The organism is Vibrio sp. Isolate23 (assembly GCF_022398095.1).
Taxonomy (GTDB): domain Bacteria; phylum Pseudomonadota; class Gammaproteobacteria; order Enterobacterales; family Vibrionaceae; genus Vibrio; species Vibrio coralliilyticus_A.
The window spans coordinates 257,517-279,941 of sequence record NZ_JAKEUV010000001.1; the positions used below are offsets into that span (position 1 = coordinate 257,517).

The 22,425-nt window shown below is 43.6% G+C and carries 17 protein-coding genes; 8 read left to right on the forward strand and 9 right to left on the reverse strand.

All coding sequences use genetic code 11. The features are described 5' to 3' along the window. Positions 1-11: 11 nt before the first annotated feature. Together L1D31_RS01110 and L1D31_RS01115 are read left to right on the forward strand one after the other, a co-directional pair. On the forward strand, positions 12-1,787 hold the full coding sequence (locus L1D31_RS01110) for an EAL domain-containing protein (protein WP_239835261.1): 1,776 nt from the start codon (positions 12-14) through the stop codon (positions 1,785-1,787). A gap of 118 nt (positions 1,788-1,905) precedes the next feature. Continuing rightward, positions 1,906-3,225 (forward strand): diguanylate cyclase, encoded by a 1,320-nt coding sequence (locus tag L1D31_RS01115; RefSeq protein WP_239835262.1) that lies wholly within the window; start codon positions 1,906-1,908, stop codon positions 3,223-3,225. A gap of 94 nt (positions 3,226-3,319) precedes the next feature. On the opposite strand, the gene L1D31_RS01120 is transcribed toward L1D31_RS01115, so the two are convergent. From L1D31_RS01120 to L1D31_RS01145, 6 genes are all read right to left on the reverse strand, one after another. Then, on the reverse strand, positions 3,320-4,912 hold the full coding sequence (locus L1D31_RS01120) for an ABC transporter ATP-binding protein (protein ID WP_239835263.1): 1,593 nt from the start codon (positions 4,910-4,912) through the stop codon (positions 3,320-3,322). A 2-nt stretch (positions 4,913-4,914) separates the two neighbouring features. Further along, positions 4,915-5,952: an ABC transporter permease gene (locus tag L1D31_RS01125; RefSeq protein ID WP_239835264.1), complete on the reverse strand. Its 1,038-nt coding sequence runs from the start codon at positions 5,950-5,952 to the stop codon at positions 4,915-4,917. Beyond that, a complete protein-coding gene (locus L1D31_RS01130; protein ID WP_239835265.1) occupies positions 5,952-7,040 on the reverse strand; it encodes a microcin C ABC transporter permease YejB in 1,089 nt (362 codons plus the stop codon). Before L1D31_RS01130 ends, L1D31_RS01125 begins: the two co-directional genes overlap by 1 nt. Positions 7,041-7,051: 11 nt before the next feature. Beyond that, a complete protein-coding gene (locus tag L1D31_RS01135) occupies positions 7,052-8,869 on the reverse strand; it encodes an extracellular solute-binding protein (RefSeq protein ID WP_239835266.1) in 1,818 nt (605 codons plus the stop codon). A 206-nt stretch (positions 8,870-9,075) separates the two neighbouring features. Further along, the gene (locus tag L1D31_RS01140) at positions 9,076-9,594 is read right to left on the reverse strand and encodes an NUDIX hydrolase (RefSeq protein WP_239835267.1); all 519 of its coding nucleotides are present in this window, start codon (positions 9,592-9,594) and stop codon (positions 9,076-9,078) included. Between the two features lie 58 nt (positions 9,595-9,652). Then, on the reverse strand, positions 9,653-11,290 hold the full coding sequence (locus L1D31_RS01145; protein ID WP_239835268.1) for a methyl-accepting chemotaxis protein: 1,638 nt from the start codon (positions 11,288-11,290) through the stop codon (positions 9,653-9,655). A gap of 309 nt (positions 11,291-11,599) precedes the next feature. Here L1D31_RS01145 and L1D31_RS01150 point away from each other — a divergent pair, with 309 nt between their 5' ends. Further along, positions 11,600-12,598, forward strand: coding sequence for a 2-hydroxyacid dehydrogenase (locus L1D31_RS01150; RefSeq protein WP_239835269.1), 999 nt, complete (start codon positions 11,600-11,602; stop codon positions 12,596-12,598). A 37-nt stretch (positions 12,599-12,635) separates the two neighbouring features. On the opposite strand, the gene L1D31_RS01155 is transcribed toward L1D31_RS01150, so the two are convergent. Further along, positions 12,636-14,996 carry an ATP-binding protein gene (locus tag L1D31_RS01155; RefSeq protein ID WP_239835270.1) on the reverse strand — a complete coding sequence of 787 codons (2,361 nt, stop codon included), beginning with the start codon at positions 14,994-14,996 and terminating at the stop codon, positions 12,636-12,638. Positions 14,997-15,210: 214 nt separating this feature from the next. Here L1D31_RS01155 and L1D31_RS01160 point away from each other — a divergent pair, with 214 nt between their 5' ends. Together L1D31_RS01160 and L1D31_RS01165 are read left to right on the forward strand one after the other, a co-directional pair. After that, a complete protein-coding gene (locus L1D31_RS01160) occupies positions 15,211-15,705 on the forward strand; it encodes a hypothetical protein (RefSeq protein WP_239835271.1) in 495 nt (164 codons plus the stop codon). A 14-nt stretch (positions 15,706-15,719) separates the two neighbouring features. Further along, positions 15,720-17,345 carry an ABC transporter ATP-binding protein gene (locus L1D31_RS01165; protein ID WP_239835272.1) on the forward strand — a complete coding sequence of 542 codons (1,626 nt, stop codon included), beginning with the start codon at positions 15,720-15,722 and terminating at the stop codon, positions 17,343-17,345. A gap of 65 nt (positions 17,346-17,410) precedes the next feature. Here the strand turns inward: L1D31_RS01165 and L1D31_RS01170 are convergent, their stop codons facing one another. Next, a complete protein-coding gene (locus L1D31_RS01170) occupies positions 17,411-17,944 on the reverse strand; it encodes an outer membrane beta-barrel protein (protein WP_239835273.1) in 534 nt (177 codons plus the stop codon). A 329-nt stretch (positions 17,945-18,273) separates the two neighbouring features. On the opposite strand from L1D31_RS01170, the gene L1D31_RS01175 reads away from it, so the two are divergent. Together L1D31_RS01175 and L1D31_RS01180 are read left to right on the forward strand one after the other, a co-directional pair. Next, positions 18,274-19,128 (forward strand): winged helix-turn-helix domain-containing protein, encoded by an 855-nt coding sequence (locus L1D31_RS01175; RefSeq protein WP_275666035.1) that lies wholly within the window; start codon positions 18,274-18,276, stop codon positions 19,126-19,128. Beyond that, positions 19,110-19,595, forward strand: coding sequence for a hypothetical protein (locus tag L1D31_RS01180; RefSeq protein ID WP_239835275.1), 486 nt, complete (start codon positions 19,110-19,112; stop codon positions 19,593-19,595). Before L1D31_RS01175 ends, L1D31_RS01180 begins: the two co-directional genes overlap by 19 nt. Positions 19,596-19,608: 13 nt before the next feature. Here L1D31_RS01180 and L1D31_RS01185 read toward each other — a convergent pair whose 3' ends face one another. Then, a complete protein-coding gene (locus L1D31_RS01185; RefSeq protein ID WP_239835276.1) occupies positions 19,609-20,508 on the reverse strand; it encodes a LysR family transcriptional regulator in 900 nt (299 codons plus the stop codon). A 167-nt stretch (positions 20,509-20,675) separates the two neighbouring features. Here L1D31_RS01185 and L1D31_RS01190 point away from each other — a divergent pair, with 167 nt between their 5' ends. Further along, positions 20,676-22,367 carry an L-lactate permease gene (locus L1D31_RS01190; protein WP_239835277.1) on the forward strand — a complete coding sequence of 564 codons (1,692 nt, stop codon included), beginning with the start codon at positions 20,676-20,678 and terminating at the stop codon, positions 22,365-22,367. The last annotated feature ends 58 nt before the right edge of the window (positions 22,368-22,425 follow it).

Below are 22,425 nucleotides of genomic sequence, written 5' to 3' on the forward strand. Positions count from 1 at the left end.
CGTCGAATTAAATGTCACATATCATCAAGAACAAAACGTCGCAATCGAACGCTTCGTCGATCTCAGGTAGCCGCTCTGCCAATGAGAACTTACTAGGACAAAGCTCCGCTTCTCTGAGTGGCGCCGAACTTGACGAATTGATGGATAACCATTTTAAGCACATGTTTGATGTGTTTAATGATGGTATTTTCTATATGACCGATGATGATCGGATCTTTTTTTACAATCCTACTTTTTATGAAAAATATGATATTGCCTCTGGTCAATGTCATCTAGATGCATGGTTTAACCTAGTACACCCTCTGGATAAAGCCATGCTAAAAGGTGAAGTTGACACACACTTCCAAGAGGATGATCGTAAGCTATCGACTCAATACCGAGTCAAAAACAAATCCGGTCAATATGTTTGGATTGAAGGAACAGCGGTGACCAAAACCATTAACGGTACACGTTTTATGATTGGCTGCCACCGTGATATTTCAGACCGAAAATTGATGGAAACCTATGTTCAGCAAGCTGCATTTAGAGACAATGCATCTGGGTTATCTAATGGTCAGAAACTCATCATCGATATTGATGGATTAGCTGACCAGTTACCGGGGTTACATTCACTGGTCTATATCCAAATTGGCGATATTCGCTCGTACCTCAGCGCTTACGGACCCCATATTTTACGTGATGTGATGTCGCACCTTATCACGGCATTAAATTCGTTTACCGATGACTTTGTTGATATCTATCGTGTCCGATCCGATGACTTTGCTGTCTTGATAAGAGGTCAATATTCGACTGATGAGCTCATGCAGCTAGGAGAAAACATTTCCAAGACTTACCAACAATCGGTTCAAGCCAGTGGATACCTGTATGGTGCAGATATTAGCATCGGGATGTTTCCTCGCTTTGACATTGGACTCGCAGCGGAAGAAGTGATTAAAATCGCTGCGCGTACCTGTCAGTTTGCAGGTGAAAAAAGACATAATCGCGTTGGTGTCTACAATGATGAGACGAAAAGCAAAGTTGACCGACACTTTTATATCGAGCGGGAACTTGCCAACGCCATTCATAACGAAACTCTGACGGTTAAGTTCCAACCTATCATCTGCGCCAAGACAAATCGTGTCGCCAGCTTCGAAGCGCTGGTACGTTGGAAAAGTAACACGGTTGGTGAAATTTACCCCGATGAATTCATTGAAGTGGCTGAAAAGAAAGGCTTGATTGTGGAGTTAGGTTACCTTGTTTTCTCCAAAGCGTGCCAATTCATTAAAAGGTACTTAGCAACCCACAAAACAAACATTCGTGTGAATGTGAACGTGTCTGTTCTACAGTTGTTGAACCATCAGTTTCCAGATCGAATAAAACTGATTGCCGACCAACACGGAGTCGACACAAAAAATATTGTCTTAGAGTTGACTGAAACGATCATTCTTGATGGCAACAAAAGTGCCATCTCTCAATTAAGCCGCTTGAGCGAATACGGTTTTTTACTTTCCCTTGATGACTTTGGCTCAGGATATAGCTCACTCAACAGCTTTTTTGATTTGCCCCTTAAGCAAATTAAAGTCGACAAAACCATGGCTTGGCGATGTCTCGACAACCCCGCTACTTTAAAGTACCTCACATTTATCACTCAATTATGCCAATCACACAAGGTGGATATCGTTGTTGAAGGTATAGAAAATGCTGAGATGCAAAAATGTTTCACTGATATGGGTGCTTCATTCCTCCAAGGGTATTGGTTCTCTAAGCCACTTTCTCTCGCTAGCGCCAGTCAATACACCTTAGTTTGACGTACCTCGCCAACAAACGTTTTGTCACAAAAGGTTCACCATGGGAAATAGACTTTTGTGACAATGCTCAATAACATCAACTTTCTTGATAATAATTCGATCAAATTAAATACAAGCAATGATTCTCCATTACAGTAAGTCTCCCCGCTCTAACGGCAATATTGAGCTTAAATGTCTGGCCATCATGCTCATTGCTGTCTTCGCGATCAATACCCCTCTGAGTTTCATTAAAGACGCACAAAAACAAGATATCTCTTTCCAACTCAAAGCCATCGATGAAACACTGAAGCTTCGAAAACAACAAGTCAGTAACTACCTAGCCCTACGTAAAACCCAGCTTGCGCAAAACTACATTGAACACCCTGAGCCATTCGATGATGTGATCAGGCACTTGCTTACCAATCAAGATTTGATCGACAAAATAGAAATCGTCACCAAAAATCCAGTACACAGTTATCGATATAAAAACTTAATCGATTCCTACACGCCTTTTTACGCCTCTAGCCTCAATGCTGATTTACTTCAAATTCTCTATCAGCCTGATTTGGGTCTTCTCACAGAGTTTGCACCTATTTATCAGGGCTCAAAACACATAGGCTATTTGGTTGTCGACATCAATATGAGCGAGTTCAACAGCACCAGCAGAAAAGATATCCTACTTGTAGATGAGAGTGGGTTTATCTACTCAAGCTCTCACCCGTCGATTGAACGCTACCAATACCTATCCGATTCATACTCGACCGTTTGGCGGGATCTAAGCAGAACTCAACGTTCTGAAGGTATTCTCGAACAAGATGAACTCTACTTCATCTATCGTAATATTGGCTTTTTTGGCAATAAACCTTACTACCTGATGAAAGTGATAGGAAAAGATGAGTTTATTCCTAAGTATCTGTATTTAATTATGATTCTTCTGGGCGTGAGTATTGGTGCTTCGTACTACTTGTACAAGTTAAGGCAAGAACGACGAGAGTTAAGCAAAATCACTTACACCGACCAACTTTCTGGCTTGTATAACCGACACTATTTACAGAAAGTAGAAAGGCAAAATCTCGCTAATGGCAATTACTACTTGGGTATTTTCGATATAGACCACTTTAAATCCGTCAATGACAAATACGGCCATGATGTCGGAGACCAAGTGATCAAACGGGTCGCATCTATTATCAAGTCACGTATCCGCGTTTCAGACTATGCATTTCGAATTGGCGGTGAAGAGTTTGTCATACTGATCCGGACAGCCTCCATGCAAGATGCACAACAAGCCATGAATCGTATACGCATAGATGTATCCCAGTTTACTCAAGCACCTAAGGTGACCATTTCTGGGGGACTATACCCTTACTCAGGTACACTATCGCAATCTCTTAAACGTGCCGATGAGCTTCTGTATCAAGCAAAGAAAAATGGTCGAAATGCCGTTTACGCAAATACTTAGTCAGCTCTTTCAAACCTGTACAGAACGATTAAAACCGTTTAAAAAAGAGGCTGTCTGCATGCAGCCTCTTTGTCGCCACCTCTAGTTAGCATGGTTAAAAACTGGATAGTTCCACCAGCTCTTTGGTGTACTCCCGCTTCGGGTTATGGAATAGATCCGCAGTTTCTCCTTGTTCAACAATCTCTCCTTGTTTCATCACTATGGTGTAATGACACAGAGATTTAACCACATTCAAGTCATGGCTTATAAAGAGATAAGTTAAACGATACTTTTCCTGCAAAGATTTGAGCAAGTCCAGTACCTGTGCTTGGACAGTTCGATCTAGAGAGGAAGTAGGTTCATCCAATAAAATAAACTCTGGCTTTAAAATCAACGCTCTTGCAATTGCAATTCGCTGCCGTTGGCCTCCTGAAAACTCATTTGGATAGCGAAAGCGGGTTTCCGGATCAAGGTCCACTTCTTCCATCACATCACAAATCATTCTATCGACCGTCTCATCGTCATAGTCTTGGTGGACACGTAGTCCTTCTCCAATGACCTGAGCCACAGACATTCGCGGGTTAAGTGCTGAAAACGGATCCTGAAACACTACCTGCATTTTACTCCGATACGGCAGCATTCCTTTGCGATCCAAGCCTTGTAACTCTTGTTGTTGGTAGGAAATCGAACCTTCAGAGTGAACAAGACGCAAAATAGCCATTCCTGTTGTCGACTTGCCAGATCCGCTTTCTCCGACTAAACCAATGGAGTGTCCACGTTTAAGGTCAAACTTCATATCGGTTACCGCTTTGATATGCGATACCACACGTTTAAATAGGCCGCCGGTAATTGGGAACCAAACTCGGAGATTATCAACAGACAAAAGGCCACTTGAATCAACCGGTACTTCGACGGGTAAACCTCTTGGATCCGAGTTGATCAGCTTTTGTGTATAGGGGTGCTGGGGAGTGGAAAATAGAGACTTGCAGTCAGCCTCTTCAACCAGCTTGCCATTTTGCATCACAGCAACACGGTCAGCAATACGCCGCACAATACTTAAGTCATGGGTAATGAATAACATGGCCATGCCTAGCTCTTGCTGCAGCTCTTTTAGGAGGTCTAGAATTTGTGCCTGTACTGATACATCAAGGGCAGTCGTGGGTTCATCAGCAATCAATAGCTCAGGTTCGTTGATGAGAGCCATTGCAATCATGACACGCTGTCTCTCACCCCCTGATAACTCATGTGGATAGGCATTAATTTTTACATCTGGGTTACGGATTCCTACTTTACCCAGCCATTCAATAGCCAAAGCTTCAGCTTTCTTTTGCCGAACACCACGGTGAATCGCTAGCGTTTCCACCAGCTGCTTACCGACTTTATGCAGTGGGTTAAGCGATACCATAGGCTCTTGGAAAATCATACCGATTCTACCACCCCGAATGCCTCTTAGCTGTCGCTCAGAACAATTCAGAATGTCTATACCATCAAAGTGAATACTGCCTTCTAAATAGTGAGAAGAGCCTTTGGGTAAGAGCTTTAATACCGAGTTAGCTGTAACGGACTTTCCAGAGCCACTTTCGCCAACTAACGCTAGGGTTTCCCCCTGATTAATCGAAAAAGAGACCCGATGAGTAACTTGTTCGACCTCTTTCCCACGGCCAAATCCGACTGACAACCCATCAATAGTTAATACTTTTCTAATCATGATTAGCTTCCCTGATGGTGCGGGTCAAAGGCGTCGCGAACCGCTTCACCGACAAAAACGAGTAGAGTTAACATGACTGACAAGACAAAGAAAGCAGAAAAGCCGAGCCAAGGCGCTTGTAAGTTAGCTTTCCCCTGCGCTAACAATTCTCCCAAAGATGGAGAACCAGCAGGAAGGCCAAAGCCAAGAAAGTCGAGTGACGTGAGTGTAGTAACAGAGCCAGATAAGATAAAAGGCATCATCGTCAGTGAAGCAACCATGGCATTAGGTAACATATGGCGGCTCATTATGCGGCTATCATTAACACCCAATGCCTGGGCAGCTCTCACGTAATCAAAGTTTCTACAGCGCAAAAACTCAGCTCTCACAACTCCTACTAGGCTCATCCAACTAAACAGTACCATGATCCCAAGTAACCACCAGAAATTGGGTTCAACAAAGCTGGAAAGGATAATGAGAAGAAAAAGTGTCGGCATCCCCGACCAAACCTCGATAAACCGCTGCCCTAACAAATCTAGCCAACCGCCATAATAGCCTTGAGTTGCCCCAACAATCACACCAATAACACTGGAAATAATGGTAAGGACGAAACCAAACAAGACAGAAATCCTAAAACCATAAATGATTCTCGCCAAGACGTCCCGACCTTTATCATCCGTGCCGAGCCAGTTAACATGATCTGGAGCAGAAGGAACCGAACCTGATATGTTGTAATTGATGGTATCGTAGCTAAACCGAATCAGAGGCCAAATGATGTAGCCTTTTTCCTCAATCAACTCAATCACGTATGGGTCAGTGTAATCAGCTTCTGTCTCAAACTCTCCACCAAACTCCGTCTCGGCGTACTGCGTGGCGATAGGGTAATACCATGTGCCTTCATATTCGACTAGCAGCGGTTTGTCATTCGCGATCAGTTCCGCAAACAAGCTGATCACAAACAAGACCATAAAAATCCACAAAGACCAATAGCCACGTTTATTGGCCCGAAACCTCTGCCAGCGCGCTTCATTTAACGGGTTACGTCTTTTCTTTGTCAGCATTAACGCGCCTCAAAATCAATTCTTGGGTCAACCCAGGTATAGGTTAAATCGGAAATAATACTCAAAATAAGGCCAAGCAGCGTCATGATGTATAACGAGCTAAACACCACGGGATAGTCACGTTGGATTGTCGACTCAAAACCCAGCAAGCCGATCCCTTCTAAGGAGAACATCACTTCAATCAGCATTGAGCCTGTGAAGAAAATGCTGATAAATGCGGCAGGGAAGCCTGCAATAATGATCAGCATGGCGTTACGAAACACGTGTTTATAAAGAATGCTTCTCTCATCAAGACCTTTGGCCCGAGCTGTGACAACGTATTGCTTATTGATTTCATCAAGGAAAGAGTTTTTGGTCAGCATACTTAACGTTGCAAAACCACCAATCACCATCGCCAGAATTGGCAAGGTAAGATGCCAAAAGTAATCAATAATTTGATCATACCAAGCCAACTGGTCAAAATTGCTGGAGACGAGGCCTCTTAGCGGGAACCAGCTAAAGTAATTCCCACTGGCAAACAAGATAATTAAGATGATGGCAAACAAAAAGCCCGGAATCGCATAGCCGACAATGACCACGGCACTCGACCAAATATCAAACCTGGAACCGTGATGAATGGCTTTCATTATCCCCAATGGGATGGAGATTAAATAAATAATCAAGGTACTCCATAAGCCAAGAGAAACTGACACAGGTAGCCGTTCAACAATCAAGTCGATCACATTTCCACCTTTGAACAAACTATCGCCAAAGTTAAAAGTGGCGTAGTTTTTGAGCATATCAAAGTAGCGTTCATGGATCGGCTTATCGAATCCAAACTGCTTTTTGATTTCCTCCACGACTTCTGGATCTAAGCCACGCGAACCTTTATAACCACTTGCTGTTGCATCACTTCCTACGTCCAATTCGACTTCGCTCCCGCCACCGGCAAAGCGCTCCATGATCCCAGAGCTATGACCTTCAAGCTGTGCAATTGCCTGCTCAACAGGGCCACCTGGTGCAATTTGGATGATAAAGAAATTGATGGTGATGATCGCCCACAGTGTGGGGATCACCAAAAGTAAGCGACGAAATATATAGGCAGCCATCTATTCCCTCACTAGCGTCGTTTTTCAGGAAGTTTTTCGGCTTTCTCTTTGGAGATCCACCAAGTATCGACGCCTAAATCGTATTTTGGCATTGTGGTCTGCCGCTCAAACTTATCCCACATCGCCACACGATATTCACTTACGTGCCATTGAGGAATAATATAAAAATTCCACTGCAACACACGATCCAGTGCACGTCCTAACGCAAGTAATGCATCCGGGTCTTGCTGCTTTTTCGATATCTGCATCGTCAAACTATCGACCACTGGGTCAATAACACCTGCCGTGTTGTAAGTCGAATCTATGTAGTTAGAGTTCCAGACAATCATCAGGTTCGGACTCGGATAAGGGTTTGCAGAATACGACGAAGAGACCATATCAAAGTCACGGTCACGCAGTCGTTTGATATATTGAGTGGTATCAACAGAACGTATTTTCATATCAATACCCAGACGCTTCATATTTTTCTGTACCGGGATCGCAATACGTTCAGCGGTAGGGCTATAGATCAATAGTTCAAAGGAAAAAGGCTGACCTGTTTTAGTATTGGTTAAGACCTTATTCTTTAACTCCCACCCCGCATCTTTTAACAGTTTGAACGCGGTTCTCATTTGCGAACGAATCCGTCCTGAGCCATCCGTGACTGGTGGTTGATACTCTTCGGTAAACACTCGCGGTGGAATTTGATCTTTAAAAGGCTCTAAAACGGTTAACTCCTCTGCACTTGGCAGACCTTTCGCTTCATAATCAGTATTCTGGAAGTAACTACGCGTACGGGTATATTGGCCATAGAACATGTTCTTGTTCATCCATTCGAAATCCATCGCATAAGTCAATGCCTCGCGAACTCGAGCATCTTTGAAGACTTCACTTTGAATGTTGAACACAAATGCTTGCGTATTTTCAGGCTTCTGATGAGGAATTTCCTCTTTAATGATGTAGCCCTTATCGAAATTCACACCGGTATAAGAGTTGGCCCAAAACTTCGCTGAACTTTCTAAGCGGAAGTCAAACTCTCCGGCTTTAAAAGCTTCCAGCATAACCGTATCATCCCGATAGTAATCGTATTGAACTTGCTTAAAGTTATTTCTCCCAACATTCACTGGGAGATCTTTCGCCCAATAGTCATCCACTAACGAATAAGTCACACTCTGACCAGACTTGTAATCGATGATTTTATACGCAGAACTGCCGACTGGCGGGGTTGATAAAGGTTCGGAGAAGGTCTTATTCTTCCAAAAATGTTCTGGTAACACACGGGTTGATTGGGCAAAACTGAACATTTTTTCGCGATTCGGCGTGGCCATTTCTATACGAACCGTCATATCGTTTTTGGCGGTAACAGATTTAATATCTTTGTAATACACCCGATACTGCGGCACGCCTTCTGTCATAAATTTATCAAATGTAAATGCGACATCATGCGCGGTGATCGGCTCACCATCGTGGAATCGCGCCTTAGGATTGATATCCAATTCAAGCCAAGTGTAGTCGTCCGAATACCTGACTCGCTCAGCGATCAGTGGGTAGTAAGTATCGATTTCATCACTAGGTTTAAACATCAAGGTGTCATAAAGCTCTGCTGTCGCTGCAGCAGCAACACCTCTTGAAGCAAAACGGTTGAAATTGTCGTATGTGCCGACTTGACCATAAGTGATTTTGCCGTATTTTGGCGCTTCTGGATTCACATAATCAAAATGAGTGAAGTCTTGTGGATACTTAGCTTCGCCAAACCCAACCAAACTGGTTGTCTCAATTACTTTTGCATATCCGATTGAGCTTAAACTCGCAATCATTGCCCCTAATAGGGCGTGGCGCATTCTTGTCATTCCCTGTTCCCTCGGCTGAATTCGCTATTCTTTTCACACTATACTATTAATTAATATTAATAATTCAATTACTTGAATAAGTATAGGCGTTCAGTTGAAACCTATCGCAGAGTTCACGAAGGATATGCTAATAACAGAGGGAAAGTTATTCGATAGAGAGAAATGAAAACCTGCTGAATCAAGCAGGTTTTGGGCTTAGTGATCTTTTAAAGCATTTCCTTGGCAATCATGTGTAACAAGAATGTCTCACGTTCAATGCTCATGCCTTTTTTCGGGCTTTCAGCGATCGTTTTTTCATTGTGGGCGATCGCTTGATGAATGTTCAACCAAACCGCTTTCATACCATTCTTTATCTCGTAATCTTCGTACGCGGTTTGACCTAACTCACGATCGACTTTACAGGTGTAGCAATAAGAATGCATGTGCATTACATCAGCGTCGTCTTTGTACCAAGGACGAAACTCTTCATAGATACCATATGGCTTTATGTTATGAATGTTTTGCGCGCCTGTCTCTTCCTGAAGTTCACGCACCAGACCTGCGATAATGTCTTCACCATCATCAATACCGCCACCAGGGATGGTGTAGTCATGATAGCGCTCAGTGTATAAAAGGAGGATATCTTCACCATCGACGACAATCGCTCTTGCAGCTTTACGCTGGAAAACGATTTTATCGTCAAGATGATCAATATCAGGGTGAATGGCTGTTTTAAGGTGTCGCATGAAGTCTTTGCACTGAAAAATTTGCCGCGATTCTATCACATCACCCTGATGCCTCAAGCTAGGCGAGTTTAAACCGATTGATCATGGCCATTAAGCCGTCTGACACACGCCCGAGCTCTTTACTAGAACTGGCCATTTGCGCAGACTCACTCGAAACGGTCGAGGCCATATCACTCAGACTCACAACATTGCGATTTATGTCATTGACCGTTACTGTCTGCTCTTCTGCGGCCGTAGCAATATGTTGATTCATCTCTTCTATGGTATGAACTTCTTTATTGATCTTATTTAGCGCTTCACCTGCTTGACTTGAAAGCTCAGAAGCATTGGTAGCTTTCGCTGTACCTTGGTCCATCACTTTAACCACATTCTCCGCGCCCACCTGTAGTTTCTCAACGATGTTTTGGATCTCCAAGGTCGACTCATGTGTACGTAAAGATAAACTTCTTACTTCATCCGCCACCACAGCAAATCCACGTCCTTGTTCACCCGCCCTCGCCGCTTCAATGGCAGCATTCAGCGCCAGTAGATTGGTCTGCTCAGCCACGCCTCGAATCACTTCAAGAACCGTATCAACGTTGCGAGCATCTGAGGCCAGTTTTTGGACAACTTGGCTGGCAGACTGTATCTGCTCGGCAAGTTCGTTAGCTTCTTGGACATTTTTATCAATGATTGTGTGGCTATGATTGGCTTCTTGCGCGGCTAAACGACTGGCATCGTTCGCTTCTACTGTGCGAGCCGCAACCTCCTCTACGGTTGCTAACATTTCGGTCATAGCCGTTGCTAACATGTCGACATCGGTTTGTTGTTGATTCAGGCTGTCGTCAATATGGTGAACGGAATTAGCGAGCTGATTGGCAGCACTAGAAACCTGGCTACCCGAGTCGCTAATACTGAGCATAATCCCTTGTACAGAAGCGACAAACTGGTTGAAGTAACGAGCCAGAAGCACCAACTCCTTACTACCCTCTTCAGGAAGTCGCTGAGTCAGATCGCCCTCCCCTTTAGAAAGAGTTTTCATCGCCCGAACCGTGCGTTTGATTGGAGATGTGATAGTTTTGATGAAAAAGCCAATTACGATAGAAAGAATCGAGAGGATACCGATGGCGTAGCCTGCCGATGCGACCTCAGAACGATGCATATCTTCCTGCAAGGCAACCATATTCATACCAGAACCGATCATCCACCCCCATGGTTGAAACATCAGAGCGTAACTGGTTTTCGGATCCGTTTTTTCACTGTCTGGATTTTTCCAGCTGTAGTCAACAAATCCGCCGCCGTTTTGAGCAACCTGATAAAGATCCTGAACGAAAAACTTACCTTCACTGTCTTTTAAGCCAAGAATATTTTTACCCAGCAAAGAGAGTACTCCGCTGGCAAGTTGCACTCCATTAGAGTCACCGACGAAAATATAATTATCCCCATCAAAGCGCATTGAAGAGATAGTTTGCAGAGCTCGACCCTGAGCTTCACTTTCCGAAAGCTGACCCGCCTGATAAAGTTGATAATAATGTTTGACGACACCGGAAGCTGATTCCACCAAAGTTGAGACACCACGTTCATAATTTTCACGCATGTGCTCCCGAGACTGGGCAATGTTGAGGAGAGTATTCGCAAATAAACCAATAGCAAACAAGCCTAATATAGACCACGCTCGTGCTGCTATGGACACTTCAGAAAGCCTTTGTTTAATCATATCCATATTTCCTAGCCGGAGAACAAAACCTCATCAACTCCTAGCCTAACCCCCGTTTAACACGATGATTAATAAGCTAAGAGTCATTTAATTTATAAATACCACTTTAGCAGTAAAAAAGTGACCTTGAGATGAAAATAGGCCAAACATTGCAAACATTTTTATTAATAACAAAAAAGTCACTACAACCACCTGACGAATATAAGTGTTTCATTTGCCATAAAATATTTGTGGTTTAATTTTTTCTTAAATCACGGTTCAATAGAGTCAGTTTTATTTCCTCCCGTAATATTTTGAGAGAGGCCCATCATGTTAGATGTCGCTGTATTTAGTGCTAAGTCTTACGACGAAGCATCTTTCGCTAAAGTTAATAAACAATATGGATTTGCTCTCCACTTCCATGAATTTCAGCTAACTAAGAAGACCGCCAAAATGGCGCACGGTTGTGCAGTAGTCTGTGCTTTCGTAAACGATGATTTATCCACCCCAGTGCTCGAAGCACTTGCAGAACAAGGCGTAAAGTTAATTGCGATGCGCTGCGCTGGTTTTGATCGCGTTGATCTCAACACTGCAAAACGTCTTGGCATTCAAGTGGTTCGTGTTCCAGCCTATTCTCCAGAATCGGTAGCCGAACATACGGTTGGCCTAATGATGAGCCTGAATCGCCGTTTCCATAAGGCTTATCAACGTACCCGTGATGCCAACTTCTCCTTAGACGGCTTAGTTGGCTTTAACTTTCACGGTAAAACCGTCGGTGTAATTGGTACCGGTAAAATAGGGATTGCTACGATGCGCATCCTTAAGGGACTCGGTATGAATATCCTCTGCTTGGACCCGTTTGAAAACCCACTCGCCATTGAACTTGGGGCAAGCTACTGCTCAAAAGAAGCGCTTTTCCAGAAAAGTGACATCATCACACTCCATTGTCCAATGTCAGAAGAAAACTATCATCTGCTTGATGAAAAAGCTTTTGAACAAATGAAAGATGGCGTCATGATCATCAATACCAGCCGTGGCGGATTACTTGATGCTGCCGCGGCTATTGAATCTCTTAAAACAGGTCGAATCGGTGCTCTGGGCCTAGATGTATACGAAAACGAGAAAGAACTGTTTTTCCGTGATAAATCCAACGATGTGATTGTCGATGACGTTTTCCGCCGTTTATCGGCGTGTCACAATGTACTGTTTACTGGTCATCAGGCGTTCCTGACGGACGAAGCGTTAGGCAACATTGCAGATACAACGCTGGGTAATATTGCTGCATTCAGTGAAGCAAAGCGTTCAGGTAATGAACTGCTAGAGTTGTAACGATTAAAAAGGGCTTTCATATGAAAGCCCTTTCTTTTTATTTCCTTAATGCATTCAGTTTGGCTTGTGCTATGCCAAAAACCGTATCTATCGGGTAACTTCCCTCATCACTGGCTTCGCCTGCAGGCTTGCCCATGAACAGTTCTATCGCTTCTGTAACATGATCAATAGCCCAGATCTGAAACTCCCCTCGCTCTACCGCCTTAACAACATCTGAACGTAACATCAGATTGTGCATGTTGGCTCTTGGTATGATGACGCCTTGTGTCTCACTTCGTCCTTTAATGCTACACACGTCAAAGAAGCCTTCAATTTTCTCATTAACCCCACCAATAGGCTGAGCTTCCCCAAACTGATTCATCGAGCCAGTAATGGCGATGTCTTGTCGATTTGCCTGCTTAGAAAATGCCGATACCACAGCGCAGAACTCTGCCATGCTGGCACTGTCGCCATCCACTCCACCGTATGATTGTTCAAAAGTAATGGTCGTCTTGAGAGGAACTTTTGCGGTTTTACCGAATACCGATGAAAGGTAGGCGGTCAGGATCATGACACCTTTGGAGTGAATGCTACCGCCTAAATCTACACTTCGCTCAATATCAATGACTTCACCATCACCATAGCAAGTGGTCGCGGTAATCCGGTTTGGTGCGCCAAACATATACTCACTGGTACTTAACACAGAAAGCGCGTTAACTTGCCCTATAGCTTGGCCTGCAGTCTGAAGTAAGGTGGTACCGTTAATGAAGCCTTCCATCACACTATCTTTGAGTCGGCTAACTCTCAGTTCTTGGTTAGCCAGAGCCTCTTCAACATGGCTTGCGCGAATCATGTTTGAGTTAGCCTGACGCGCTACGTAGTTGGACTCACGAATAAGATTCGCGATGTTAGCAGAGTGAAGTGACAATTTAGTTTGATCACCGGATAACCGAGAGCTGTGCTCTATAATTCGAGCTATGGCTTTTTTATCACAGTGCAGCATGTTGTTATCATTCACGACACTGGAGATAAAACGAGCATAATGAAGCTCAGACTCTGGGCTACGACTCATTTCGTCTTCGAAATCTGCAGTCACACGGAATAGCTCGCTGAATTCTGGGTCATAATGTTGCAGTAATTGGTATGTGCGATAGTCACCAAATAAGATAATTTTCACGTCCAAAGGAATCGGCTCCGGATCCAAGGAAACCGCGCCAGTGAGTGTCACTTCTTTTTCTAGCGAGGTAAAGCTCAGCTTACGTGCTCTCAATGCTCGCTTGATCCCATCCCAGACATAGGGTTGCTCTAATACCTTTTGAGCATCCATAAGTAACACGCCGCCATTCGCTTTGTGCAAGCTACCAGGGCGTATTAAAGAGAAATCTGTAAATACAGTTCCTTTAAACGTTGCCGTTTCAATGTAACCAAACAAGCTGTGGTAGTTGGGATTCTCTTCAACAACGATTGGGAATTCGTCACCTTTACGGCTTACAAGGACATTAACCTTGTAGCGACGAGGGAGTTTCTTATCCAATGATGCCGTGGCAACTTCACCTTGCTCTCCACTTTGTTCAAGAAAAATATCTGCGTTTTCAACAATGTCTTTCTGGAGTTCCGTCAAATACGCTTTAATTTCCGCGTAACCAGAATAATCCTTTTTCAATTGCTTGATAAAGTGTGTGATGACTTCTAAAGTCACCTCATCATTCAACTTCTTGATTTTCTCACTGTATGCTTCTTCCCACTCGGTCAACTGACGAACCATATCTCTTAGCTTGATTTCAAGCTCGTCAATGGTTGAGCCAAAATACTCTTGCTCTTTCTTTGTCAGCTCTTCAAAAGACTCTTCGGTGTGCATCTCTTCACCATTCATGGCCACAAACTGATAATCACCTTGGTTAGTGATGGTCAGACTAATGCCTTTCGCTTTCGCTTCTTTGGTGATCACTGCCAGTTCAGCTTCCTGCTTTTGGGCCAACTGATTTTTGAGTTTATCAGCACGGCTGTAATACAGCTCATTATCAAACGCTAATGGGATAGCATTCACCAGTTTTGACATTAACTTTTCAATGTCTTGCTTTAGCTGGCTACCAATACCACAAGGCAGTGCAAGTACTTTTGGTGTTCTAATATCATCAAAGTTTGCCACATAACACCAATCATAGAGTGCTTTTACGTCATGCTGGTGGCGATTAAGGTAACGTAAAATCATGGTTCGCTTACCAAGGCCATTCTGGCCAATGGCGTAGATGTTGTAGCCCTTTTCCTTAATGGACATTGCGAATTCTACCGCCTTCTGGGCGCGTTCTTGACCGACGATTTCGTCAATGGGTGCCAGCTCTTTTGTAGACTTACTCGGTAGCATTTCCAGCTCCGCAGCATGGTACAGCTGGCTCGATTCAAGCCGTTGAATTGCCATCTTTCTTTCCTTATTGTTATTTTTCATCCACTCTATAACGACCTAGTGTAGGCCAGTTTTTTATATATTTTAGTGACTTAGGTACTATTAGAGTTCAACTGATTAAATATCCATCAATTATGACGTCAAACACCTTTTAAATGATAACCATTTGCAATAGATAATAAATTGCATTTAAATGTGCATTGTTACGATTTTGGTGGAGTATTTGAACATGGATCTACAACAGTGCTGGACACATTACCTCAAAGCTGAGCAGTTATTAGAACAAGGTCATTGGCCAGAAGCACACTACTTGTACGATCAGGTTCTGCATCATTTACCTACGCACATTCAAAGTGCGCTCAGTGATGACCAAATCAAACCATGCCAATTCAGTTGTTTGTTGACCGGCTTACGTGATGCAGCCATCTCTCAGTCTGAGATCCTAAATAAAATGGGCCAGTATCATAATGCCTTCGATTTGCTCAACCAAAGTTATGCTTTGCTTCAGTTTCTGTCGATTGAGCCTACTGAATTGGTTCAAGCCACCCACCAGATTCTAGATAAAAACTGTGAGGATCTTTTACGCCATATGGGCGCATTTTGTAGTGCTCAGCGTAATGCACAGTGGATGTTGGAGTTTGAGCAAGTTCAGAAAGCCCATCACCACTTTACGACATTAAAGAGCTATGGCAGTGCAATGGAAAGCTCTCACTCAATAAATTAATACAAGGAATGCAAATGTCACAGAAGCCAATTCTTGAGGTAAAAAGCCTCTCCGTCAGCTTTACTACTAATGACGGAATTGTTGACGCGGTAAAGGATGTTAATTTTGAGCTGTTTCCAGGAGAAACGCTCGCCATCGTAGGTGAATCGGGAAGCGGAAAATCCGTTTCAACCAACGCTTTGATGCAATTACTACCAAACAATGCCATTGTTCACGCTCAATCAAGCATCATTTTCGAAGGTGAACAACTCGTTGATAAAGCGGAGAAGGGAATGCAGTCTATTCGTGGTGACCGCATTGGAATGATTTTCCAAGAGCCCATGACTTCACTTAATCCATTTATGCGCGTAGGTATTCAGGTGGCGGAAGCCATCATGTGCCACCGCCCTGTTTCTCGTTCTCAAGCAAAACAAAAAGTATTAGAGTTGTTTAACCTTGTTCACCTCCCAAACCCAGAACAAGCTTACACAAAGTATCCTCATGAGTTCTCAGGCGGTCAGCTACAGCGCATCATGATTGCGATGGCATTGATCAACGAACCAGACATTCTTATTGCTGACGAGCCAACCACTGCACTCGACGTTACTGTACAGGCAGAAGTGCTTAACCTAATTAAAGAGATCCAAGAAAAAATGGGCATGGCGATTCTCTTTATTACTCACGATCTTGGTGTTGTAAAGCACCTAGCGGATCGTGTCATCGTCATGTGTAAAGGAGATGTGGTTGAAGAGGGGCAATGTCAGGCACTGTTTAACGATCCTCAGCATGATTACACAAGAATGCTCATCAACTCGATACCTAAGGGAAGTAAAGACCCTATAGAAGATAGTGCTGCACCTCTGCTAAAAGCAGAAGATATTCGCGTTAAATTCCTGATAAAGTCCCATTTCATTCAAAGGAAAAACCAGTACTTTGAAGCGGTTAAAGGTATTTCTCTTGAGCTTAAGCAAGGTGAGACCTTAGGTATTGTCGGCGAGTCTGGCTCAGGAAAGTCGACACTAGGACGTGCACTTATCGGGCTACTGCCCTGTACGGGAGGCATTGAATTTAAAGGTCAGGATGTGAAGGCACTGAGTGAGAAAGAGCGCTTTGGGCTTAAAAAAGACATTCAGATGGTTTTTCAAGATCCTTATGGTTCTCTATCCCCACGTATGACTGTCGGTGATATCATTACCGAAGGTCTAACAGTACATCAGCCTCAGATCGGCCGCTCTGAGCGTATGCAGCGTGCTCGTAAGGCGCTAGAAGAGGTAAGACTTGATCCTCATTCAATCAACCGTTACCCGCATGAGTTCTCTGGTGGCCAACGTCAACGTATCGCAATTGCACGGGCTTTGATCCTAGAACCTTCTTTTATTCTGCTGGATGAGCCGACTTCTGCACTGGATCGCTCAGTACAGTTGACCGTTATCGACTTGCTTAAAGATATTCAGAAAAAGCACAACATTGGCTTCCTGTTCATCAGTCATGACTTGAGCGTAGTGAAAGCACTTTCTGATCGCGTATTAGTGATGCAGAAAGGCGAAGTGATGGAAGAAGGCACGGCGGATGAAATATTCCACTCACCGAAAAATGACTATACAAAGAAACTCATTGAAGCGTCGTTTGATCTCGACGAAGAAGAGGTTGTAGCCGCGTAATTAACATTGGTTTGGCCGCCAACACAAGCCGATGCAAGGATGCATCGGCTTTTTGTTTTGAGTGTTTAGAAGTTATAACTTGCGGATGCATAAAAGCTACCGATGGATTGGCTGTACTCTTTATCGTAAAAATCTAGGATAAAGTGATCAACCTCATACGCTGCACGGATAGATAGCCCTGCTAACTGAGGAACAAAATATTCGACACCAGCTCCAATTCGAACTGTCGAGCCAGCTTCTGAACCGCTCTCACCCAAATCAATACTGCCCATACCAGCGGTAGCGAATGGTCTCAAGCCGTTGTCAAATGTATAACCCATATTTGCATTAACCGTGAAAGAGAATAAATCCAGCTCATGATTAAAAGTGGAATTAGAGCTATTAATCTTAATAGGAGCATAGTTAGTGTATTGTGCTTCAACACCAATGATTCGGTTAAACATGTAGCCGGCTATCAGCTTATAGGTTTGCCCATCGGCATCATAACTCGCGGTCATAGATGAATTACCCGGTAACTTAGACGCGGATACTTGCATATCTTCTGTGTAGCCATCATCCGAGTAGTTTGCCGAACCGTTTAAAATCCTGAGCAGAAGCATCTTGAGCAGAAGCCAAAGAAGAGAAGATGATTGTTGCTAATAATAGTTTTTTCATAGTTTCTTTTAATGTGTTAACAAGAAGCGCCTACTTTAAGCAAGCAAACCACATAAAACTAAATATCGACCAAAGGTTTTCCTCATAACTGTCCACATTGCAAATTTGACATAACTCTCATATTTTCTATGTAACTGTTTTTGTTGCAAATATTTTTGTGTGATTAATTTTATAAATGCAAACATTGATTTTATACGTTTAATTTATAAACTAACCCGCCTTTGAGTAAGAATCGAATCGCTTAACACGCAGCGTCAATGCTTAAGTTGTAGAAATGAACATAGTCACAATATCCAATTTGCAATTGGACACTGCGTCACGGACGCTCAGTAATCACAATGGTCAATCTATTGAGCTACGTCCTCTCACATTCAACGTTTTTAGCTTGCTGATTGAAAACCATGGTACACCGGTTAAAAGGGAGAAGATTTACGCGGAATGTTGGTCTGGACGTGTTGTTACTGACCAAGCACTTACCAACGTAATTTCAGAGTTAAGAAGAGTATTGATTTCACTTAAAGCGACAAGCGTAGAGATCAAAACTGTAAGTAAGATAGGCTACTATTTGAGCTTGCCCAGCGCTAACTCTCCTATCGTTTACGAACCTGCCAGTTATCCGGTGAACACTGAGGTGCTTGAAGTACCTAGTGTTACTAAAAAGAAATTACCTCAGATGAGTTTACTTGAGATTTTTAAGTTCGCGTATACCTTCAAGTTGGCTTTGTTTATCACTGTTTCTACTGCGCTTTTTCTAACTGGCTTTGGCATATTCCACTCACCTCCAAAACCGAATTTTATCAATAAAGACAACTACTCCAAGTTCGAAATGAGCCATCTTAGCCTCTACTTTAGTAATGTGAGCGGGAAGAATTTTGATATCAACAAAGTCATAGAAAGTTTAGAGACTCGCAACTTTGAGAACATTAAACAATGTAAGATCAGTGTTTACGTAAGAGTTTATCGCTCGCTATATGATGAAAGCCGGCTTGCCTCAAAAATATTTGTGTTTACACAAGATCCAACTAACAGCAAAACCTATCACCACTTAAATGCAACGACACACTCATTAGCCGAAACGTTAAACCGTGTCGCTATTAATAGGAAGACACAATGCAACTCATTATTATAGCAATAGTATTGATGGCCTCTATCGCATTCTCATTTCTTATCAAAACACAACAAGCTGAAAGCGAGCTTAATGGTACTCGCTGGGTTTGTTCAGAACAAAAAAGTCATTTTTTACGCGGTTCATTCAGTCAATACCTCTCGATTGATGAGACACATACTTTATTATTTACCTCCAATGATGTGATGACCCAATATCACTCAGGTCAAATATCCATCGATGGAGAACAACCTCATCCTTTCGAGGTCAGCTATACGACTCGCTACTCTCTGTCTGGCAATAGGCTACGGATGTTGTACGACAAAATCATGTGGGCCAACAAACCCACAAGCTTGGATGTATTTGTGAACAGCATTGATAGATTGGAGGGAATATCCATAGATATTAACTACTATATCGAAGGTAACTACCTTTATCTCTTCAACAATGGACAGAGTGAAGACAGCAACTTTGTATGCCATGCTGCTTAGTCTGATCAGATCATTAGAAATAGTGTGAAATGGCCAGATAGCGCGCCCGAATGTGCTCAATCAGCAGCTTAACCTTATTGGGTGGCTGACGAGTAAACGGGTACACCGCGTAAATCCCTAACCGCTTGCCTACCAACTCGGGAAACAGATCCACCAGCTGACCATTGCGAATATCGTGATAAACCAAGCATCGCGGCACATACGCAATCCCGTGGCCTCCTAACGCTGCTTTCCTTAATGCTGTCGCGTTGTCGGTCGAGAAAGACCCAGATACCTTCACAATATAGTTCCCCGATTTTGACTTAAACTCCCACTCTGAGGCACCTGTGGTTTGATAGGCGTATTGCAGGCAGTTATGGGTAACCAGATCTTCAGGTTTGATCGGTTTTCCGTTGCGTGCGATGTAAGAAGGTGACGCACAAACCACCCATTGAGAATCAAGAATATGACGAGCAATCAGGCTGGAATCTTCAAGATACCCCGTGCGAATCACTAAGTCATAACCGCCCTCTACTAAGTCGACAAAGCGATTATCGAGGGACATATCAACCGATAAGCCTGGATGTAAGTTGCAAAACTCCGCCACTGCATCAGCCAAAATTAGGTCACCAGAGATTGAAGGAACCGACATTTTGATGTGCCCGCTGATATTCTCACCAAACCCAGATACCGCATCCATCGCTTCCTGAGCGGCTTGCTTCACATTTTTCGCGCCGTGGGTCAGCGCCTTACCAGCCTCAGTTAACGTCAATTTACGCGTAGTTCGATATAATAGTTGAACGCCAATTTCTTCTTCTAATCGAGCGATTCTTTTGCTAACTACCGAATTTGTAAGGTTATTTATCTCTGCCACCTTACTAAAACTACCCAGTTCTACGACCTGAGAAAACAAGATTATATCGTCCGCACGCATACCATTATGTCATTTTTGGAATTAATTATTTTCATTATTTCCCTATATCAATAAAAAAGAAAGGGGTAAATTCACCTCCAATTAACACAAATATCACAATTATAAAATCTAAGAGATTCTGGAGAATCCTGATTTGTAAAAGTAAAAGCCTGTACGAGGATGTACCAATGAGTGAAACTTTACTGGCCTTAGTGGCCTTTTCGCCGATAGTTGTTGCGGCTATATTATTAGTCGGTCTCAACTGGCCAGCTAAACGCGCAATGCCTGTCGCTTTCGGATTGACGGTTGTTATTGCCCTATTCTTCTGGGATATGTCTACTACCCGAGTTCTTGCCTCTATTTTCCAAGGATTAGGCATCACTGTCTCTGTTCTATGGATTGTTTTCGGCGCCATTTTCCTGCTCAACACGCTGAAGCATACTGGTGCGATATCAACTATCCGCAATGGATTTACCAATATCTCGCCAGACCGTCGAGTTCAGGCGATCATCATCGCTTGGTGTTTTGGCTCATTCATTGAAGGCGCCTCTGGTTTTGGCACCCCAGCTGCCATTGCTGCTCCTCTTCTGGTCGCGATTGGTTTTCCTGCTCTTGCCGCCGTTTTAATGGGCATGATGATTCAGTCTACACCCGTGTCTTTCGGTGCCGTAGGAACCCCGATCATTGTCGGCGTGAACAAAGGCCTAGACACACATAACATTACTGAAGCGCTTGTGACTAACGGTTCAAACTGGGACGCATACCTGCAACAGATAACGTCCAGCGTTGTGCTTATCCACGCTTCTGTGGGTACTCTCATTCCTGTGCTGATGGCGATGATGCTAACGCGCTTCTTTGGCAAGAACAGAAGCTGGACAGAAGGCCTAGACATTGTTCCATTTGCCATTTTTGCAGGCCTTGCTTTTACTATTCCGTACGCGTTAACAGGTGTGTTCTTGGGCGCAGAATTCCCATCACTTATCGGTGGTCTGGTTGGCTTAGCGATCGTGGTTTCTGCTGCTAAGCGTGGTTTCCTTGTCCCTAAATCAACGTGGGATTTTGAAGACGAGAAGAAATGGCCTTCAGAATGGTTAGGCTCTCTTAAGATTGATCTGGCGGATTCTAAAGACAAGCCAATGAGCATGGTTATGGCTTGGCTGCCATACGTACTTCTTGCTGTCGTCCTAGTAGCAAGTCGCGTCAGCGCTGAGTTTAAAGCCATGCTGCGTAGTGTGAGTTTATCGTTTGGCAACATTCTTGGTGAAGCTGGTATCAGTACTGCTATCCAACCTTTATATCTGCCTGGTGGCATCTTAGTGTTTGTCGCTTTGATTGCAGTACTTCTTCAAGCACGCAGTGCTACCCCATTGACGAAATCGTTTGGTGAATCGAGCAAAACATTGATTGGTGCGGGCTTCGTACTTGTGTTTACCATCCCAATGGTACGTATCTTTATCAACTCTGGAATCAACGGTGCTGATTTAGCAAGTATGCCTGTGACTACCGCAAACTTCGCTGCAGGTTTGGTGGGTGAAGCCTTCCCGGCACTCAGTGCAACAGTTGGCGCTTTGGGTGCATTCATCGCAGGCTCAAATACCGTCTCTAACATGATGTTTAGTCAGTTCCAATTTGAAGTTGCTCAGACGTTGTCTATTTCAAGTGCAGTCGTCGTCGCTCTTCAAGCCGTCGGTGCGGCAGCAGGTAACATGATTGCGATTCACAACGTTGTAGCCGCTTCGGCAACTGTCGGCCTTCTGGGTCGTGAAGGTGCGACGCTACGCAAGACCGTTATCCCAACGTTCTACTATCTTGTAGTGACTGGCGTTATTGGTCTGGTTGCCATTTATGGTATCCAAATTACCGATGCTCTAATGAAGTAAACCTTTTCGCGTTAATACCTGTCCCTGACAAGACTGGACACTAGTGTCGAATAATTGC

Bases quoted from the DNA above. Each gene is read 5' to 3' on its own strand.
- L1D31_RS01110 (WP_239835261.1), top strand. From the start codon at position 12: ATGTCACATATCATCAAGAACAAAACGTCGCAATCGAACGCTTCGTCG.
- L1D31_RS01115 (WP_239835262.1), top strand. From the start codon at position 1,906: ATGATTCTCCATTACAGTAAGTCTCCCCGCTCTAACGGCAATATTGAG.
- L1D31_RS01120 (WP_239835263.1), bottom strand. From the start codon at position 4,912: ATGATTAGAAAAGTATTAACTATTGATGGGTTGTCAGTCGGATTTGGC.
- L1D31_RS01125 (WP_239835264.1), bottom strand. From the start codon at position 5,952: ATGCTGACAAAGAAAAGACGTAACCCGTTAAATGAAGCGCGCTGGCAG.
- L1D31_RS01130 (WP_239835265.1), bottom strand. From the start codon at position 7,040: ATGGCTGCCTATATATTTCGTCGCTTACTTTTGGTGATCCCCACACTG.
- L1D31_RS01135 (WP_239835266.1), bottom strand. From the start codon at position 8,869: ATGACAAGAATGCGCCACGCCCTATTAGGGGCAATGATTGCGAGTTTA.
- L1D31_RS01140 (WP_239835267.1), bottom strand. From the start codon at position 9,594: ATGCGACACCTTAAAACAGCCATTCACCCTGATATTGATCATCTTGAC.
- L1D31_RS01145 (WP_239835268.1), bottom strand. From the start codon at position 11,290: ATGATTAAACAAAGGCTTTCTGAAGTGTCCATAGCAGCACGAGCGTGG.
- L1D31_RS01150 (WP_239835269.1), top strand. From the start codon at position 11,600: ATGTTAGATGTCGCTGTATTTAGTGCTAAGTCTTACGACGAAGCATCT.
- L1D31_RS01155 (WP_239835270.1), bottom strand. From the start codon at position 14,996: ATGGCAATTCAACGGCTTGAATCGAGCCAGCTGTACCATGCTGCGGAG.
- L1D31_RS01160 (WP_239835271.1), top strand. From the start codon at position 15,211: ATGGATCTACAACAGTGCTGGACACATTACCTCAAAGCTGAGCAGTTA.
- L1D31_RS01165 (WP_239835272.1), top strand. From the start codon at position 15,720: ATGTCACAGAAGCCAATTCTTGAGGTAAAAAGCCTCTCCGTCAGCTTT.
- L1D31_RS01170 (WP_239835273.1), bottom strand. From the start codon at position 17,944: ATGCTTCTGCTCAGGATTTTAAACGGTTCGGCAAACTACTCGGATGAT.
- L1D31_RS01175 (WP_275666035.1), top strand. From the start codon at position 18,274: ATGAACATAGTCACAATATCCAATTTGCAATTGGACACTGCGTCACGG.
- L1D31_RS01180 (WP_239835275.1), top strand. From the start codon at position 19,110: ATGCAACTCATTATTATAGCAATAGTATTGATGGCCTCTATCGCATTC.
- L1D31_RS01185 (WP_239835276.1), bottom strand. From the start codon at position 20,508: ATGCGTGCGGACGATATAATCTTGTTTTCTCAGGTCGTAGAACTGGGT.
- L1D31_RS01190 (WP_239835277.1), top strand. From the start codon at position 20,676: ATGAGTGAAACTTTACTGGCCTTAGTGGCCTTTTCGCCGATAGTTGTT.